The sequence below is a fragment of the Polyangium sp. y55x31 genome (genome assembly GCF_029946505.1).
Classification (GTDB): domain Bacteria; phylum Myxococcota_A; class Polyangia; order Polyangiales; family Polyangiaceae; genus Polyangium.
Genome location: NZ_JARZHG010000037.1, coordinates 82,379 through 98,928 on the forward strand (window position 1 = coordinate 82,379; position 16,550 = coordinate 98,928).

15 protein-coding genes are annotated in these 16,550 nt (G+C 67.9%); 5 read left to right on the plus strand and 10 right to left on the minus strand.

Annotated elements, in window-relative coordinates; genetic code table 11:
* Positions 1-51 precede the first annotated feature (51 nt).
* The 5 genes from QHF84_RS40165 to QHF84_RS40185 form a co-directional block, all read right to left on the minus strand.
* Positions 52-1,479 (minus strand): alginate export family protein, encoded by a 1,428-nt coding sequence (locus QHF84_RS40165; RefSeq protein WP_281318866.1) that lies wholly within the window; start codon positions 1,477-1,479, stop codon positions 52-54.
* Positions 1,480-1,522: 43 nt separating this feature from the next.
* Complete coding sequence (locus QHF84_RS40170; RefSeq protein ID WP_281318867.1) at positions 1,523-3,172, minus strand: MFS transporter; 1,650 nt, start codon at positions 3,170-3,172, stop codon at positions 1,523-1,525.
* A 15-nt stretch (positions 3,173-3,187) separates the two neighbouring features.
* Positions 3,188-5,050, minus strand: a complete 1,863-nt coding sequence (locus QHF84_RS40175) for an amidohydrolase (protein WP_281318868.1) — start codon at positions 5,048-5,050, stop codon at positions 3,188-3,190.
* 332 nt (positions 5,051-5,382) lie between these two features.
* Positions 5,383-6,039, minus strand: coding sequence for a hydrolase (locus QHF84_RS40180; RefSeq protein ID WP_281318869.1), 657 nt, complete (start codon positions 6,037-6,039; stop codon positions 5,383-5,385).
* A 109-nt stretch (positions 6,040-6,148) separates the two neighbouring features.
* Positions 6,149-7,096, minus strand: a complete 948-nt coding sequence (locus QHF84_RS40185) for a LysR family transcriptional regulator (RefSeq protein WP_281318870.1) — start codon at positions 7,094-7,096, stop codon at positions 6,149-6,151.
* A gap of 221 nt (positions 7,097-7,317) precedes the next feature.
* Here QHF84_RS40185 and QHF84_RS40190 point away from each other — a divergent pair, with 221 nt between their 5' ends.
* The 3 genes from QHF84_RS40190 to QHF84_RS40200 all read left to right on the plus strand — a co-directional run bounded on the left by QHF84_RS40190 (position 7,318) and on the right by QHF84_RS40200 (position 10,730).
* Positions 7,318-8,490, plus strand: coding sequence for a glutathione-independent formaldehyde dehydrogenase (locus tag QHF84_RS40190; protein ID WP_281318871.1), 1,173 nt, complete (start codon positions 7,318-7,320; stop codon positions 8,488-8,490).
* 18 nt (positions 8,491-8,508) lie between these two features.
* Positions 8,509-10,206, plus strand: coding sequence for an ATP-binding protein (locus QHF84_RS40195; protein WP_281318872.1), 1,698 nt, complete (start codon positions 8,509-8,511; stop codon positions 10,204-10,206).
* Between the two features lie 164 nt (positions 10,207-10,370).
* On the plus strand, positions 10,371-10,730 hold the full coding sequence (locus QHF84_RS40200) for a GFA family protein (RefSeq protein ID WP_281318873.1): 360 nt from the start codon (positions 10,371-10,373) through the stop codon (positions 10,728-10,730).
* Positions 10,731-10,794: 64 nt separating this feature from the next.
* Here QHF84_RS40200 and QHF84_RS40205 read toward each other — a convergent pair whose 3' ends face one another.
* From QHF84_RS40205 to QHF84_RS40215, 3 genes are all read right to left on the minus strand, one after another.
* Positions 10,795-11,715 (minus strand): oxygenase MpaB family protein, encoded by a 921-nt coding sequence (locus QHF84_RS40205; RefSeq protein WP_281318874.1) that lies wholly within the window; start codon positions 11,713-11,715, stop codon positions 10,795-10,797.
* A complete protein-coding gene (locus QHF84_RS40210) occupies positions 11,712-12,428 on the minus strand; it encodes a TetR/AcrR family transcriptional regulator (protein WP_281318875.1) in 717 nt (238 codons plus the stop codon). Before QHF84_RS40210 ends, QHF84_RS40205 begins: the two co-directional genes overlap by 4 nt.
* Before the next feature lie 67 nt (positions 12,429-12,495).
* Positions 12,496-13,473 carry a helix-turn-helix domain-containing protein gene (locus QHF84_RS40215; RefSeq protein ID WP_281318876.1) on the minus strand — a complete coding sequence of 326 codons (978 nt, stop codon included), beginning with the start codon at positions 13,471-13,473 and terminating at the stop codon, positions 12,496-12,498.
* A 109-nt stretch (positions 13,474-13,582) separates the two neighbouring features.
* On the opposite strand from QHF84_RS40215, the gene QHF84_RS40220 reads away from it, so the two are divergent.
* A complete protein-coding gene (locus tag QHF84_RS40220) occupies positions 13,583-14,098 on the plus strand; it encodes a cysteine hydrolase family protein (RefSeq protein WP_281318877.1) in 516 nt (171 codons plus the stop codon).
* A gap of 111 nt (positions 14,099-14,209) precedes the next feature.
* Here QHF84_RS40220 and QHF84_RS40225 read toward each other — a convergent pair whose 3' ends face one another.
* A complete protein-coding gene (locus tag QHF84_RS40225) occupies positions 14,210-15,052 on the minus strand; it encodes a phytanoyl-CoA dioxygenase (protein WP_281318878.1) in 843 nt (280 codons plus the stop codon).
* A gap of 189 nt (positions 15,053-15,241) precedes the next feature.
* Positions 15,242-15,589, minus strand: coding sequence for a helix-turn-helix domain-containing protein (locus QHF84_RS40230; RefSeq protein ID WP_348652918.1), 348 nt, complete (start codon positions 15,587-15,589; stop codon positions 15,242-15,244).
* A 155-nt stretch (positions 15,590-15,744) separates the two neighbouring features.
* Between QHF84_RS40230 and QHF84_RS40235 the strand changes: the two genes are divergently transcribed.
* A complete protein-coding gene (locus QHF84_RS40235) occupies positions 15,745-16,533 on the plus strand; it encodes an NAD(P)H-dependent oxidoreductase (protein ID WP_281318880.1) in 789 nt (262 codons plus the stop codon).
* Positions 16,534-16,550: the final 17 nt, after the last annotated feature.

Below are 16,550 nucleotides of genomic sequence, written 5' to 3' on the forward strand. Positions count from 1 at the left end.
CTGTATCACGGGACCGACGCGGGGGTCAAGGGCAGGCCGCTGCTCGCGTCTTCAATAGGTGAACGTGGTCCACGTACCGAAAAAGTCGACGTCCGCGCCGCCCGCCTCGACGTACGCCGGTCCCGCGAACACGTGCGAGTATTCCATATTGAAGGACAGGTGCCGCGCCGCGCGGTAGCCGAACGAGAGGGACATCTGCGCGGCGGTGAACGGGGCCCGCGTGTCGGTCGCGCGGATGAACGGAGCCCCGGGCGGCTGGTAGACGGCGTCCTCGACGGCCTGACGCCAGAAAAACGTGCAGCCGGCCTCGGCGCTCACGACGCCCTTCTCGAATTGCAAGAGCGGGTGGACCTCGTAAAGGTTCGTCGGGTAAATCGCTGGCAGCGCGCTGAAAAACGTCTGGTTCGGGAAGAGCGGGTGGAAGGTGGAGACGGCGCCGTCGCCGGCGCGCGAATCGCCGCTCAGGGCGTCCCATCGGACGCCGATGCGGAGCGGGGAAAACGCGCCGGGGAGGCGCTGCCAGAGGCCGCCTGCGAATCCCCAGGCGAGGATCGACGCGTCGCCGACGGTGCCGCCCTGCAAGAGCCCGTGCACGATGTACTCGAACCCCGAAGCCAATTCACCGAACGCGCGTACACCGAGCGTGTGGCGGACCTCGCGGCCGCTGATCTCGCGATAGGTGACGTCAGGCCGGTCGCGGCCGAGGTAAAACGCGTCGAGGCTCGCGGCTTTCCCGGGAGCCAGGGCGAGCGTGAAATAGGTGCCCCAGAATCGGTTCTCGAAATTGGGCGCGTCATCGAAGACGCCGCGTTCGAGGATCGGGACGGCGCCGAAGAAGGTGTCGTTTTTCCACGTGCGTCCCGAGAGGGAGATACGCGCGAGGTCGAACGATTGCCGGACGTTCGTCCCGTCCCTCGCGCTCACCCAGCGCGTGGAACCGAGCGACATCTCTTGCCGTCCCACGCGCGCGACGATGCCGACGCCGAATGCCTTGCCGCGAACCTCCAGGAAGAGCTGTGGCGTATCGAGGAGGTCCGCGCCCGGCGGCTCGTCGCGCGCGGGAGCGCCGAGCGCCTCGAAGGAGCCGATCTGCGCGAAGAGCCGGATCTGCGGGTGAAACACGAGATCGGCGTGCAGGAGGTTGCGCACGAAGAGGACGCTCTCCCGCGGCTCGGCGGAAGCCGGCGCGAGATCGACGGGCGCGAGATATTCGTACCGCAATCGATGCTGGCCGCCGAGGGAGAGGTGGCCGCCGGGCCAGAGCGGCACGTATTTGAGGGCATCGAAGGGGTCGTCGCCACGCGCGTGCGCGAGGTAGCTGTAATCCTCGAGGTATCGCAAGGACTGGTAGCGGGGCGCCGGCGCCGCCGTTCGCTCGCCGCCGTGGACGTCCTGCGCGCGCGCGGAGGTCGGCGTGGTTGCGAGCCCGAAAAACACGCCCGTCGCGAGGACGAGCGCCGAGGTCCGAAGAGGTCGCATCAGAGGACGCTGCGGGAGCGATCGAGGAGGTGTTCGAGGTTCGTCACGGCTCTTCCTTGTGCGCACGATCCGCGATTTCGAGCCCCCGCGCGCGGGCGGCGGCCGCCGAGCGCGCGTCGACGAGGTGCACGACGCCTGCGTCTTCGGAGAGCGCGCGAATGCGATCGAGGAGCGCCTTGTCCGCCGCGACGGCGCGGCGGTGCTGGCGGAGGTGCTCGGCCCACGAGGCGACGAGGAAGGTCTCGACGAGCCCGTCCTTGCCGCCGAGGTCTTCATAAAGCGCCCAATCGATGGCCCCGTCGCGGCGCCGGAGAGATTCGAGGTCCGGGGCGAGCGAGAGGAATTCGGCGCGCTGCTCGGGCCGCACGACATAACGCCGCTCGACGAGCACAGGGCCGGCGTCGATGTCGATCGGGACCTCGATCACGGGCTCGGGCCAGGCGTCGAAGCTCGCGACGTCATCCTTCCGCGCGGCGCCGAGCTTCCATCGGAGCGCCGAGAGCAAACCGACGAGCACGCAGGCCGCGGCCGCCGAGAGCGTCGCGGCGCTGCCGATACGCCCCGCGAGCGTGCCCCACCCGAAGCTGCCGAGCCCGAGGCCGCCCTGGAAGACCAAGAGATAAAGGCCGAGCGCGCGAGATTGCACCCAGCCAGGCGCCGCCGAGCTCGCCGCGACGTTGAAGCTCGACATGATGCTGATCCACGCGACGCCCGTGGCGAGCATGGACGCATAAAGCGCCGCCTCGACCCGGACGTGCGCGAGGATGGCCATCGAGCCGGCATACACGACCGTGGCAAAGGCGACGAGCTTGTCGGAGCCGAGCTTTTGCCGCACGCGGGGCATGACGGCGGCCCCTGCGAGCGCGCCCGCGCCGATACAACCCAGCAAAATGCCGAAGCGGAGCGGGGTCATGTGGAGCTCGCGCCGCGCGACGACGGGGAGGAGCGCCCACAATGCGCTGCCGGCCAGGATGAACGCGGCCGCGCGCACGAGCACGGCCCGAAGCGCGGGCGCCCGGCGCGCGAAACGAAGCCCCGCCACGATGGCGCCCACGACACGCTCGGGCGGCAAGGTCGCCTTCGTGACGGGAGGTTTCCAGCGGAGGACCTGGATGACGACCACGAAAAACGCGATCGCATTGAACGTATAAACGGGCCCGCTGCCCGCGAGCGCGAGGCCAATGCCGCCGATGGCAGGGCCGAGCGCACGCGCGACATTGACGGCGACGCCGCTCAAGGTGACGGCCGACGCGAGCTCGGCCTTGTCGACGAGCGACGGAAGAACGGCCTGCCAGAGCGGCGCCGAGAGCGCCGCGCCGAGGCCGAGGGCGAACGTGAGCGCGAGCAGGCTCGTCGGACCGAGGAGCCCAGCAAAGGAGAGCGCGGCGAGCACGGCCGAAACCAGCGCCATCCACGTGGCGAAGGAGGCGAGGAGCTTTCGGCGATCGAAGATGTCGCCAAAGGCCGCCGCGGGCAAACCAATCAAAAAGACCGGCAAGCTCGAAGCCGTCTGGAGCAGCGCCACGTACACCGGCGCCGTCCCGAACGACGTCATGTCCCAGCTCCCCGCCGCATTCTGGACCCAGAGCCCGACATTCGACGCGAGCGCGCCGAGCCACAAGGATCGAAAGACCTCGCGGCGCAGCGGCGCCCATGCGTCGGGCGCGGCGGTCTCGGTTGTCCCTGCCACCATACGCAGTTTTTCTTTCTAGAACGCCCAGCAGGAGCAGCCGAGGACGCCCCAGAATGCGGTTTCATCGGAGGCTGGGATGCGGGAAAGGAGCGCGCGGGCCCGATCGTGGCCGTGCACGGCGCAAGGATCCGCGGCGAAACAGGCGGTGCCGAGGGCCTGGCCGCGGCCCTGCGAGGGCGCCACGCGGCGCTGGTAGCCGCCGAACGTGCGCACGGGCGACCAATCGGGCATGGCCGGCGGCAAGGGCGGCGCGAGCGACGCGTGCTCTTCGGCGCCGTGGACGATCTTGCCGCCGAGGATCGTCAGGACAGACTCGATGTCCTGGATCTCGTCCTCGGGCACGGCGAAGTAATCGGCAGAGAGCACGGCGAGGTCCGCGAGCTGCCCGACCTTGATTTGCCCTTTCTTGCCCTCCTCCGAGGAGAACCAGGTATTCCGCTCGGTCCAGAGCCGGAGCGCCGTCTCCCGATCCAATCGGTTGTCCTCGGGATAAAGCGACAGACCACCGATCGTCTTGCCCGTGACGAGCCACGCGAGCGAGACCCACGGGTTGTAGGAGGCGACACGCGTGGCATCCGTGCCAGCGCCGACGGGCAACCCAGCCGCGAGCATCTTTCGCACGGGCGGCGTGTGTTCGGCCGCGCGCGCGCCATACCGCTCGACGAAATATTCGCCCTGGTAGACCATCCGGTGCTGCACCGCAATGCCGCCGCCGAGGGCCGCGACACGATCGATGTTGCGATCCGAGATCGTCTCGGCATGGTCGAAGAACCAGTGCAAGCCGCCAAACGGGATGTCGCGGTTCACCTTCTCGAAGACGTCGAGCGCGCGGGAGATCGTCTCGTCATAGGTTGCGTGCAGGCGGAACGGCCAGCGGCCCTCGACGAGCACACGCACGACGCCCTCGAGCTCGGTCTCCATCGACGCAGGTAGGTCGGGCCGCGGTTCGCGAAAGTCCTCGAAATCGGCCGCGGAGAAGACGAGCATCTCGCCGGCGCCGTTGTGCCGGAACGAGTCGTCCCCCTGCCCCGGGCTCACCATGCCGATCCATTTGCGGAAATCAGCGACCTCGCCGCCCTTGTTCTGCGTGAAGAGGTTGTACGCGATCCGCAACGTGAGCTCGCCGTCGTCCGCGAGCTTGCGGATGATCTCGTAATCCTCCGGATAATTCTGAAATCCGCCGCCCGCGTCGATGACGCCCGTGACGCCGAGCCGGTTCATCTCGCGCATGAAATGGCGGGTCGAATTGAGCTGGTATTCGGGGGGCAACTTCGGCCCCTTCGCCAGCGTGGCATAGAGGATGAGCGCATTGGGCTTCGCGAGGAGGAGGCCCGTGGGCTCGCCATTCGAATCACGCTGGATCTCGCCGCCCGGCGGGTTCGGCGTATCCTTCGTGTACCCGCAGACGCGGAGCGCCGCCCGGTTGAGCAAGGCGCGATCGTAGAGGTGCAGGATGAAGACGGGCGTGTCGGGCGCGACGCGGTTCAGCTCGTCGAGCGTGGGGAGGCGTTTCTCCACGAATTGAAGCTCGGTGAAACCACCAACGACACGCACCCATTGCGGCGCAGGCGTCACCGCGACCTGCCGCTCGAGCATGTGCATCGCATCGGCAAGCGAACGCACGCCATCCCAGCGGAGCTCCATGTTGTAATTGAGCCCGCCGCGAATGACGTGCATGTGGCTGTCGATCAGCCCAGGAACGACGCGGCGGCCCCGGAGGTCGACCACGCGGGTGCGCTCATCCGCGAGCGCAAGGATCTCTTTCGCACTGCCGACGGCGGAGAACTTGCCGCCCTCGATCGCCACCGCCTCGGGCACAGCCGCGCCCGCGTCGAGCGTGGTGAATCGTCCATTCGTGAGAATCAAGTCCGCTGCCATGTCGACCTCCTCAAGGTATACGCGGGGCGTTGCCCCGCACCCCAGAAGGGGGCTGTCCGCCCCCTTCACCCCGGACCAGGCACGGCCTGGACCGAAGGCGGAAAAGCCGCGCGATGCGCGGTTTTTCCGACGGGCCCGTGGCAAGACCAGGGACAGCGATGCCGGTTGAAGCCGTCTTGGCTGGCAACGTCGCTCGCCGGTCTTGACTCGGCCTGTTCGATGAACTGCGCATCGTGCAGTTCATCGACCCCGGGTCCAGCGCTTGCGCTGGTCCGGGTGCAGGGGCGGACAGCCCCTGCTCGGGTCCGGGGTGAAACCCCGGCGCTACGCGGTCAGTGGCCGCCTTCGCCGCCGCCGAACATGGTCTTGGCATACGTGATGCCGAGACCATACGCGCCGCCGAGCTCCCTGGCGAGGCCTGTGACGGCGTCGTACGTCGCGGTGCGCGCCCAGTCGCGCTGTAGCTCGAGGAGGTACTGGAGCGACGTCATCGGGCGAGCGCCGGCTTGCACCATTCGATCCATGGCCCGGTCGTGCGCCTCGGTCGAGATGTCGCCGCAGGCGTCCGCGATGACGTACACCTCGAAGCCCTGATCGATTGCCGAGAGGGCGGGGCCGACGATGCACACGGAGGTCCAGAGGCCGCCGAGCACGATACGGCCCTTCCCAATCTGGTTGACGCGGTCGGCGATGCGCGGATCCTCCCATGTATTCATCGAGGTCCGATCGATGACGTCGGCGTCCGGGAATGCCCGCTTGATTTCGGAGAACATGGGCCCGGAGAACGATTTTTCTGCGACCGTGGTCAGGATCGTGGAGACCCCGAAGATCTTCGCGGCGTGCGCCACGAGCCCCGCGTTGTTGCGCAGGAGCGTGGTGTCGATCGACTTCGTCGCGAACGCCATCTGCGATTGATGATCGATCAGGATGAGGGTGTGATCCTGCGGGTTCAGAAGGGTCCGGCCGGGGGCTGCGATCGCTTTCGTCATGATGGTCTCCTCTGCTCGATGTCGGCCGGGATGTGCCCGGCCGAGGCGCGCGGGGAATCTATCGGCCTGGCGGAGGCGCCCGCAATCCCCATTCGAATGATGGGACCTATCACCTCGGCCGATGGTTGCGGCGTCGTTTTTTTGCTTCGCGCGGCCGATGCGGAAGGCCCGCGTCGCGCGGGCACAGGTGCTGGAGCTCCGTGAGTATCCAGCGATGAACGGGGCCGAACGCCGCGTCCGGTCGGTAAATGGCAGAGAGATGCAATACATGCTCGCCTGCCCCCCAGGGCTCGGGTTGGATTCGTGCGAGGCGCTTCGCCCGTAAGTCAGCCTGCACGACGTGCTCGGGCAGATTGCCCCAGCCGAGCCCGGCCCGCACGAATGCGTGCTTCGTGGCGAGATCGGCGACGCAGAACGTGCGAAAGGACAGTACGGAATGATCGCCCTGCTCCGGCGCTGCGAGGACCACCTGCACGTGATCGGCGAAACGCGACACCGGAATGCGGCCTTCGTACCGCGCGAGCGGGTGCTCGACGGAGACGACCGGGATCATGCGAATGGGCGACAGCACCTGGCGCTCGAGGCCCGGGGGGATGCCCATCGCGCCCACGACGCCGAGCGTGGCCGCGCCCGAGAGGACACGCTCGGCGACGAGGGAGGTTGGTTGCGTATCGACGCGGAGATCCACGGAGGGAAAGGCAGACGCGAGGCCGCGGCAGAGATCGACGAGCGCGCAGACCGGGAAAAGGGCGTCGACGCAAAGAGAGACGGAGGCCTCGAGCCCCGTGACCATGCCGGCCGCGAGCTTGCGCAGCGAATCGGCCTCGCCCACGACGCGGCGGGCGGCGATGAGCATGGAGCGGCCCTCGGCGGTCAAGGTGGGCAGCTTCGTCGAGCGATCCCAGAGGGCCACGCCGAGCTGCGCTTCGAGGTTCGCGATCGCCTGGCTGACCGCCGATTGCACGCGGCGCAGCTTGCGCGCCGCAGCCGAGAAGCTCCCCTCGTCCGCCGCGGTGATGAACACGCGGAGCTGATCCAGGGTTACCGTGTCGAGCATCGTAAATCCTATCTCTTTCTTGCGCAGACACCCTCACCTGGGTGGTGCAAAACTCCCGTTCAAACCGTACGTGCGCATTTCCCGCAGCGCCGTGCGGCCTCAGGGTACGGGATGTTTCCGCGCAGGCGACAAAGGCCGTGAGCGTCCGCTCCCGACGCGCGGAGCCGGCCCAGGCTTGACGCGAGATCCGGCGATCCGACATTGACGCGGAGGGGGATGTCGTGAGGGCGGTCGTCTACAAAGGTCGGCTCGAGGTCGCGGTCGAGGAGGTCCCCGATGCGCGTATCGAGGAGACGACCGACGTTATCGTGAGGATCACCTCGGCCGCCATTTGCGGCAGTGATCTGCACATGTACGAAGGCCGCACCGCCGCGCAGCCGGGAACCGTACTCGGCCACGAGCCGCTCGGCGTCGTGGAGGAGGTCGGCTCCGCGGTCGAGCGGGTGAAGAAGGGTGACCGGGTGGTGATGCCCTTCAATATCTCCTGCGGGACGTGTTTCAACTGCAAACGCGGATACACGGCGGCTTGCCTCAACGTCAACCCGAGCGCGCACGGCGGCGCGTACGGGTACGTGGGAATGGGCCCCTTCCGTGGAGGGCAGGCCGAGCACCTCCGGGTGCCCTTCGCCGACACCAACTGCCTCTCGTTGCCCGGCGAGCCGGGGGACATCTTCGAGACAGACTTCGTGCTCCTCGCCGACGTGTTCCCGACAGGCTGGTTTGCCGCGGATCTGGCCGCCGTGGAGCCGGGGATGAGCGTGGCCGTCTTCGGCGCCGGGCCCGTCGGGCTCCTCTCGGCGTACTCCGCGTCGCTGCGCGGAGCGGACGAGATCTACGTCGTCGATTACGTGCCGGACCGGCTCGCCCGGGCCGAGGCGATGGGCGCGACGGCCATCGACTTCATGCGCGGCGATCCGGTGGAGCAGATCATCGCGCTCCGAAAAGCCCGGGGGACCGCCGCGGCCAAGATGGATGGCGTGATGTCCGGCATCGAGGCCGTCGGATTCCAGGCCGTCGATTGGTCGGATCCGTCCCACGAGGCGCCAAATCGGATCATCGAGGATTTGATCCGGCTGGTCAACCCGACCGGCCACATCGGCATCGTCGGCCTCTACGTCCCCGAGGACCCGGGCGGGAAGAACCCGCACGCGAAGAAGGGAGAGATCCAGATCTCGTTCGGCAAGCTCTGGGAAAAAGGAATCTCCTTTGGAACGGGCCAGACTCCGGTGATGCGCTATGGTAGTCGCCTGCGCGATCTCGTCACTTCCGGCCGGGCCCGCCCGAGCCAGGTCGTGACCCACCGGATGCCGCTCGACGCCGCGCCCGAGGCGTATGCCAAGCTCAGCCGCCGCGAGGACGGGTTCGCGAAGGTGATCCTCGACCCGAACATGTAATGCAAGGGGGATGGGGAAGTGACGACCGATCTCATCGCGAGATCCGGCGCGACGGGGGCACTCATATCGCGACTCGAGTGGGGAAAGACGCCGCTCGGCCCCCTCTCGGGCTGGCCTCCGCGGGTGAGGGCGCTCCTCGAAACGGCGCTCCCGAGCGGCATCCCGCTCTGCGTGCTCCTCGGGGCCGATCCGGCCCGCGCGCAGGTCGTCTACAACGACGCGTTCTCCGCGCTCCTCGGCCACAAGCACCCCGCTGCGATGGGGCGGCCCGCGCGTGAGGTGTGGCCGGAGAGCTGGGATTTTTTCGAATGGGCGCTGCGCCAGGTCTGGCACGCCGGGCAGCCGGTGACGGGCAAGGATCTCATGCTCCACCTCGATCGCGGCAACGACATCGAGGAAGTGTACGTGTCGATCTCGTTCAGCCCCATCCGAGACGACCAGGGCTCCGTGTATGGAGCGCTGATGTGCGGCATCGAGACGACGGGCGCCGTGCTCGCCGCGCGGCGCGAGCGCGCGCTCCGCCTGCTCACCGAGGCGCTCCGCCCGGCGAAAACGGAGGACGATTTCTACCGGATCCTGCCGAAGGCCCTCTCTTACACGCTGCGGGACGTCTTCTTCGCATTCCTCTACGAACTCGATCCGGCCGGCACGAGGGCCACGCTGCGCGCCTCCGCGGGGCTCGCGGCCGAGGTGCCCGAGGCGCTCCGCGAGATCGCGCTCGCGCCCGGGTGTCCCTGGGAGATGGCGTGCGTGGCGCGCGAGAACGAGATGCGGCTCGTCTCGACGTCGGGCCTCGGGCTCTGCGTGATGAATGCGCTCGCGGGCACGCCGAAGCGCGCGGCGGTCATTCCGGTGGCGGGCGGCTCGCCGTCGGGCCGCGCGGCCATGCTGGTCGTGGGCCTCCGCTCGGCGCGCGCCCTCGACGACGATTACGGCGCCTTCGTTCTCCGCGTCGCGCGCGAGCTCTCCGTCGCGCTCGCCGACATCCAGAGCCGGCGAGCGGCGGAGCTCCACGCGGCGGCCGTGGCCGAGTCGAGGCTCAAGGATATGTTCCTCGGGATCGCCTCCCACGAGCTGCGCACACCGCTCACCTGCATGAAGCTCAACGTGCAGCTCGTCCACCGCGAGCTCCTTTCGCTCGAACCACGCCTCGCCGAGCGGCTCGAGCGGCTCTCCCGCTCGATCGATCGCATGACGCGGCTCGTGAACGAGATGCTGAGCGTGTCGGCGATCGCCGCGGGCAAGCTCGCGCTCAAGGAGACGTACTGCGATCTACGCGCCATCTGCACGAGCGCCGGGGCCGAGCAGTCGCTGGTGGCGCGGCGCCCGCTCTCGCTCCACCTGCCTGAACAGCCCGTCCACATCCTCGCGGACGAGGACAGGACGGGCGAGGTGATCGCCAACCTGCTCGCCAACGCGTACAAATACTCTGCGCCGGAGGAGCCCGTGGAGCTCTCGCTCGAGGAATCTGGCGCGGAGGCGATCGTCACGGTGAGGGACCGGGGGCCGGGCATCCCGAGAGAATCGCTCCCGCACGTCTTCGATAGGTTCTATCGCGTCCCCGGCGTGAGCGTGCGCGCGGGCTCCTACCTCGGCCTGGGGCTCGGCCTCTACCTGTCCAAGGCGATCGTCGAGCAGCACCACGGCCGCATCTGGGTGGAGAGTGAGGTCGGTCGGGGGAGCGCGTTCTCGTTTTCGATGCCGCTCGCGGCGTGACCGGGCTCGCCTCCTCGTAGGTGAGCGAACGGTATCGCCTCGTTTCCGCTGGAAATGCCGGGAAGACGGCGAGCCGCGTACGATGCACTTTGCCGTGGACCTGGGACGAGCGCTCGGACAAACTGCGCCGGGCGTCAGGACGACGCACGAGGAGAGTCGAGCACATGACCGAGGCGAAGACGTACACGGGCGGGTGTCACTGCGGCAAGGTTCGTTACGAGGTGAAGGCCGGCATCCAGGACGTGGTGTCGTGCAATTGCTCCATTTGCATGAAGACGGGCTCGTATCTGGCCTTCGTGCCGGCCGCGGCGGTCACGGTCCTCTCGGGCGGGGACGTGGTCACGGATTATCAGTTCGGCAAGAAACACATCCATCACCTGTTCTGCCCGATCTGTGGGGTGCGCTCGTTCGCCCGCGGCTCGATGCCCGACGGCACCGAGATGTACGCGATCAACGTGCGCACGCTCGACGACGTGGATCTCGGCGCGTTCAAGGTGAAGGAGTTCGACGGCAAGAGCCTCTGACGAGGCTCGGCGGGCAAAACGCCATTACGCCTCCAGATTGCCGACCACGCGCTGCAAGAGGGTGCTACTCTTCGGCGACGGCTCGCTCGGCCCCCTTTTTTGCGAGAATCTCGAGCACTTTGGTGGGGCCGAGGCGGAGCCGGTCGTAGCCCGAGGGGTAAGTCGGGTAGTAGCGGTAGATATCGCTGTCCTCGAATTTACGGTGCTCGTAGAGCGAGACGTGGCGCGCGGCGCGGCGATAGACGGCGAGGAACGCGCGAAGAGCGCGAGCGAGGCCAGGATCGGGCTCGCGAAGACCAAGAGCGGCGCGGAACCCGGCGTCCGCCGTGAGAAGGACGACCGCGGGCTCGATGTACGGGGCGAGAGCGGGCGGCAGCAGGCCCTGAACGGCGACGAGCAGGCCCCGAGCGACGGCCTCGTTTTCGCTCGTGTAGCGTTGCGCGCGGCGCTCGTAGTCCTGCCGCCACGCGAAAAACGCCGCGCGACTCCCCGGGATGTCGCGGATGTGCATGAGCTCGCCGAGCCGGCGGTAGAGGAAATAGAAGGCGTCCTTTTCCTTCTCCGTCATGGCGCGGTGGCCCCATCTGTCGATGAAGAGGATGGGATCGAAGACGAAGGTGCTCAGCGTGTAGAGGAAATCGTCGTTCGAGATCCGGTACAGCCCGTGAATGCGGTTCAGGTGCTCGACCATCTCGCGGCTCGCGCGTGATTCGAGGCCCGGCCGGTGGATCTCGCTCAGGATGGCCTTCGTGTCGTCGAGCCGCTTCGGCCCCTCGCGCTCGTACTGCCCGGTCGCGTGGAGCAGCTTGCTGATGGTCGGGATCGTGAAGGTCCGAAGCTGCGCGATCTCCATCGCGAGGAGGATCTCGAACGGGAAGACGTGGTTCGAGAGCGCGAAGACGATGGCCTCGTAATCGCGTTCGGGATCGAGCCGGGCGATCTCGTCGTCCCAGCGGCGCGTGCGCAGGGGGATGGGCAGCTTCATCGGATGACCTTTCTGGGTTCGAGCATGGCGACGACGGACGCGACGACGACCCCGCGCCGATGCTCGACGGAGCCGGGCAGCCCGAGCTCGACCGCGTGCACCGCGTGGCTCGTCACGAGGCTCGCGACGACGACGGCCGCGTCGATGGGATCCGTGGGCAAGGCGAGTTTTCCCTCGTCCGACCTCTGGCCGAGGTAGCGCTCCACGGCGCGCGTCAAATACCCGCGGACGTTCTCGTCCCAGATGCGCCCGAGCTCGGGTGATTCGAGCGCGCTCGCGTTCATGATGCGCGCCCCCGCCCGATACCTCGTCGCCAGGTCGAACAGCTCGCCGACGACGCCCGCGAGCTCCGTTCGTGCTTCCTCCGTGGTGCGGGGAGCGGGCCCGAGGAGCGCGCGTTCGAGGGCTGCCACGCGGCGGCTCTCCTCGAAGAAGGCGCGCAGGAAGGACTCGATCTGGCCGGGCTCGGGGTTCGGCACCGGGAGGTTCTGGGGGGGCTCGTAAGGACCAGGCGAGGCGGCGGCGCGCCGCAGCACCTGCTCGAACAACGCGTCCTTGCCGCGGAAGTAGCGGTAGAGCGCCGGTTCGCTGACCCCGACGGCCGCGGCGACCTCCGAGAGCCGCGTACGCCGATAACCGCGCGTCGCGAACAGCGCCTCGGCTTCGTCGAGGATGCGGGTGAACGTCGCTTCGGACTCTGCGGAGAGCGGCACGGTCCAAGATACTTAGTTAGTCGCTCACTAACCGCAAGAAAATTCGACAGCCCCGCGCGACATCTCCTCACCGCGCCCGGCGCCTCGGCGGCACGGCGACACGGAATCGGCTTCGGTATTCGCTCGGCGAGAGCCCGACGGCGCGCTGGAACACGCGTCGGAACGCGCCTGCGTCCGCATAACCGAGCTTCCACGCGATCTCGTCGAAGCTCTGCGCGGACTGTTCCAGCCATTCCCTCGCGCGCTCCACCCGCAATAGCTGGAGATACTCGACCGGCGTGTGTCCCGTCGCGCGCGTGAAGCGGCGGAGGAACGTGCGCTCGGTGAGCCGCGCCGCCTTCGCCATTGCGGCGACCTCGACCTTCTGATCCCGCCTCGCGTGGAGGAAGCGCTGGGACCGGAGCACGGCGTCGTCGCCGTGCGTGAACATCGGGGTGAAGCTGCCGTAATGGCGTTGTTCGCGGCCGCCGGGATCGACCAACCAAAAACGCGCGACCGCCGATACCACGGACGGCCCGAGGTGGCGCGCCACGATCATGAGCCCAACGTCGATCCACGCCATCACCCCGCCCGCCGTGATGATGTCGCCGTCCTCGATGACGAGCCGCGAGGTGTCGAGGTGTACGTCCGGGAAAAGCTCGCTGAAGCGTGGGCCGAGCGCCCAATGCGTCGTCGCGGGCCGCCCCGCGAGCAGACCCGTCGAGCCCAGGAGGAAGGCGCCGGCGCACACCGACACGAGGATCGTTCCGTCACGGTGACGGTCGGCGAGCCACGACGCGAGAGGATCGAGCCGGGTCAGCGCCGCGGCGTCTCCGAGGCTCGGCGGCAGGATCAGCGCGGAGAAAGGCACGCTCGGCGTCGGCGGCCTCCCACGCTTCGGATCGACGCGCACGAGCTGCGGCGAGAGGCTCTTCGCCCGCGCTCCGCTCTCGGCGGCGAGCCGCGACGCGGACGCGAGCAGATCGAGCAGCCCGAGCGCCGCGGCGGCCTGCACGCCGGGGTACTCGAGGATGCCAATTTCGATGGACGGGGCCGAAGGCTGCACGTGGCAAATGTAGCCTGTAGATTGTCGGTTTCGCCACTGCCCGAAGAGCACCCGCGACCGTAAGGTGTGGAGCGCGGGCGGAGAGACCGCCGCGGCAGGAGGCGAATCCATGGGCAAGGTGCTGATCGTGATCGACGTGCAGAACGACTATTTCTCGGACGGGGCATTTCCGCTCTGGCATGCCGAGGCGACGCTGGAGGTCATCGAGCGCGCCGTCGCCGTCGCGCGCGCGAAGGACGTGCCCGTCGTCCTCGTGCAGCACTTCGCGGATACTTCGCGGGGCCCTGCCCCCTTTTTCAACCGCGGGACCACGGGCGCCGAGATCCACACGCGGATCACGACGGCGGCCCCGGGCGCGCCGGTCGTCGTGAAGGCGCATGCAGACAGCTTCGTGAACACGACGCTCGAGGCCACGCTCGCCTCGCTTGGCGCGACGGAGCTCCTCCTTTGCGGGATGATGACCCATAACTGCGTCACCCACACGGCGCTCTCGAAGTCGGCCGAGAAATACGATGTCACGGTCGTCGCCGACGGTTGCACGACGGTCAGCGAGATTCTCCATCTGCTCGCCCTCCACGCGCTCTCCACGCGCGTGCGACTCGCCCCTCTCGCGGAGGCGCTTTAGGCGAAGCCCAGCGCGGGCCCCATCGGAGCCACAGGCGCCGATTTTCACGTGGGCGACGGGCCACCGCGACGCCGAAGGAAGCGGTGGCCCAATCACCCGCAGCGGCCTCGTTCAGCCCGAAGGCCCCCGCTCTGAACGATTCTCAGCTTCTTTCTCCCCGGCGGGCGCGAGCGCGAGGCGGATGGCCCGCTCGACCGCCGAGTCATTGCCGTCCGTGCGTGTGGGCTCGAAGGGCACACGCGGCAACAAGGGGGGCTGGGCGAGGAAACGTGGAACGCGGCCGCGATGGGGCTGCCCCGCGTGCACCAGGAACGGGTGGCAGAGGTAAACCGTCCCCGCGGGGCCCGTGGCGAGCGCCTCGGGTAGGTGCGCGGATTCGCGAAAACCCGTGCTCGCGAGCTCGCCGAGCGTGAGGCCACGCTCTCCATGCGGCGCGAGGCGGCGCGCGATCTCGACGTGCGAGCCGATGCGAAGGCGCGTCGGTGCATCGTCCTCGCCGACGTCGGAGAAGAGAAAGAGCATCAAGAGCGCGCGGCCTTTGGATGCGACATTGGCGCGCCACGCGAGGAAGTTCGGCTCGTTCTCCCAGCCGAAGCTGGGATCGATGTGCCATCCGCAATCCCCTGGATCATCGGGCGATGGGAAGCGGATGGGGAACGTCCCGAGGCTCGCGCGCGGGAGCCAGCGATCGACGCCGACCAGCGAATCGAAGGCGGCGACGAGCTTCGGGGTGTTCGCCGCCGCTCGAAAGGACGGATGGGCCAGCTCGCCGATGCGAACGACCGGCTTCGTCCAGGTGGACGGATCATCGGGCGTATAGCCGGTTGCGAGCCACAAGATGGCGCGACACGCGTCGGCGAGGTCGCGCGGGAAGGCGTCGTCGATACGGACGTAGCCTTCGTGAACGAATTGATCGATCTGCGCTTCGGAAAGCGCGTCCTGGTGATGGGGCATGACGATTCTCCTGCAAACGGACCGAGACGTGGCGCACGCCTGCCCACACGCGGGCAAGCGCGCACAGCGATTCGTGCGGGCCTGGGGCCACGCTCAGCCGAGCAAGAAAACTGCGAAACGCATCGTCATCCGGGGCGGAGGATGCCACTCCGCTCGGTTCGCCGCAAGCGCGATGTCACGACGCGCGCGTCAGGGCAGGCGGCGGTGATAACGCTCGCCCCAGTCGCGCAGGGCGACGAGGATGGGCTCGAGGCTCTTGCCGAAGGGCGTGAGCTCGTACTCGACGCGCGGCGGGACTTCGGCGAACACCGTGCGCTTGACCAGGCCGTCCTGCTCGAGCTCGCGCAGTTGAAGCGTCAGCATGCGCTGCGTGCAATTGGGGAGCAGCCGCCGCAGCTCGCCGAACCGCAGCGTCCCCTTCGACAGCCAATACAAGACGACGCCCTTCCAGCGTCCGCCAATCACCGCCAGCGCCGATTCCACGGCGCATCCACTCTTCCCTTGGCTCCGCTGCCTCGCCAACGAACTCGTCGCCATGACTCCCTGCTCCGCGTCGGGCCGCGATCGCGGCCGTGCGTTCCTTTGGTTCTCTTTCTGATACTACATACCAAACTTGTGCGTACTTGCGAGATCGACACCGAACGTCGATGTTCACCTCCGGCCTGACTCCACGAGGGCCGGAGAACAGAACCATGAACGTGCTCATCGTCTACGCGCACCCCGAACCGCGATCCCTCAACGGCTCGCTCAAGACCTTCACCGTCGACCGGCTCACGCAGCGCGGGCACGACGTCCGTGTCGCCGATCTCTACGCCATGCGCTGGAAGCCCACGATCGACGCGGACGATTTCCCGGCGCGCGCGCCCGACGGTCCGCTCGACCTCGAAGCCGACTCGCAACAGGCCTACGCCACGGGCACGCAGCCGCCCGATGTCGCCGCGCAGCAGGCCGACCTTCGCTGGGCCGACGCCGTGATCTTCCAGTTTCCCCTGTGGTGGTACTCGATGCCCGCGATCCTGAAGGGATGGGTGGAGCGCGTCTACGCTTACGGCTTCGCGTACGGCGTCGGCGAGCATTCCGATCGGCACTGGGGGGATCGCTTCGGCGAAGGCATCTTCCAGGGCAAACGCGCCCTGCTCGTCGTGACCGCCGGTGGCTGGGATTCGCACTACGGCGAGCGCGGCGTGAACGGGCCGATGGAGGATCTGCTCTTCCCCATCACACGCGGCATCCTGCACTATCCAGGGTTCGAAGTGCTGCCGTCATTCGTCGTCTACAGGGCGAAGAAGATGGATGAAGCGCGCTTCGCACGTATCCGGGAGGAGCTCGGCAAGCGGCTCGATGGCCTGTGGACCGAGGAGCCAATCGCCTACCGCAAGCAAAACGGCGGAGATTACGAGATCCCCGCGCTCACGCTGAAGCCAGGCCTCGAAGAGGTCGGCGGAAGCGGGTTCAGGCTCCACGTGCGGCAGCGCGTCTGACGCCGCGACGACGCGCG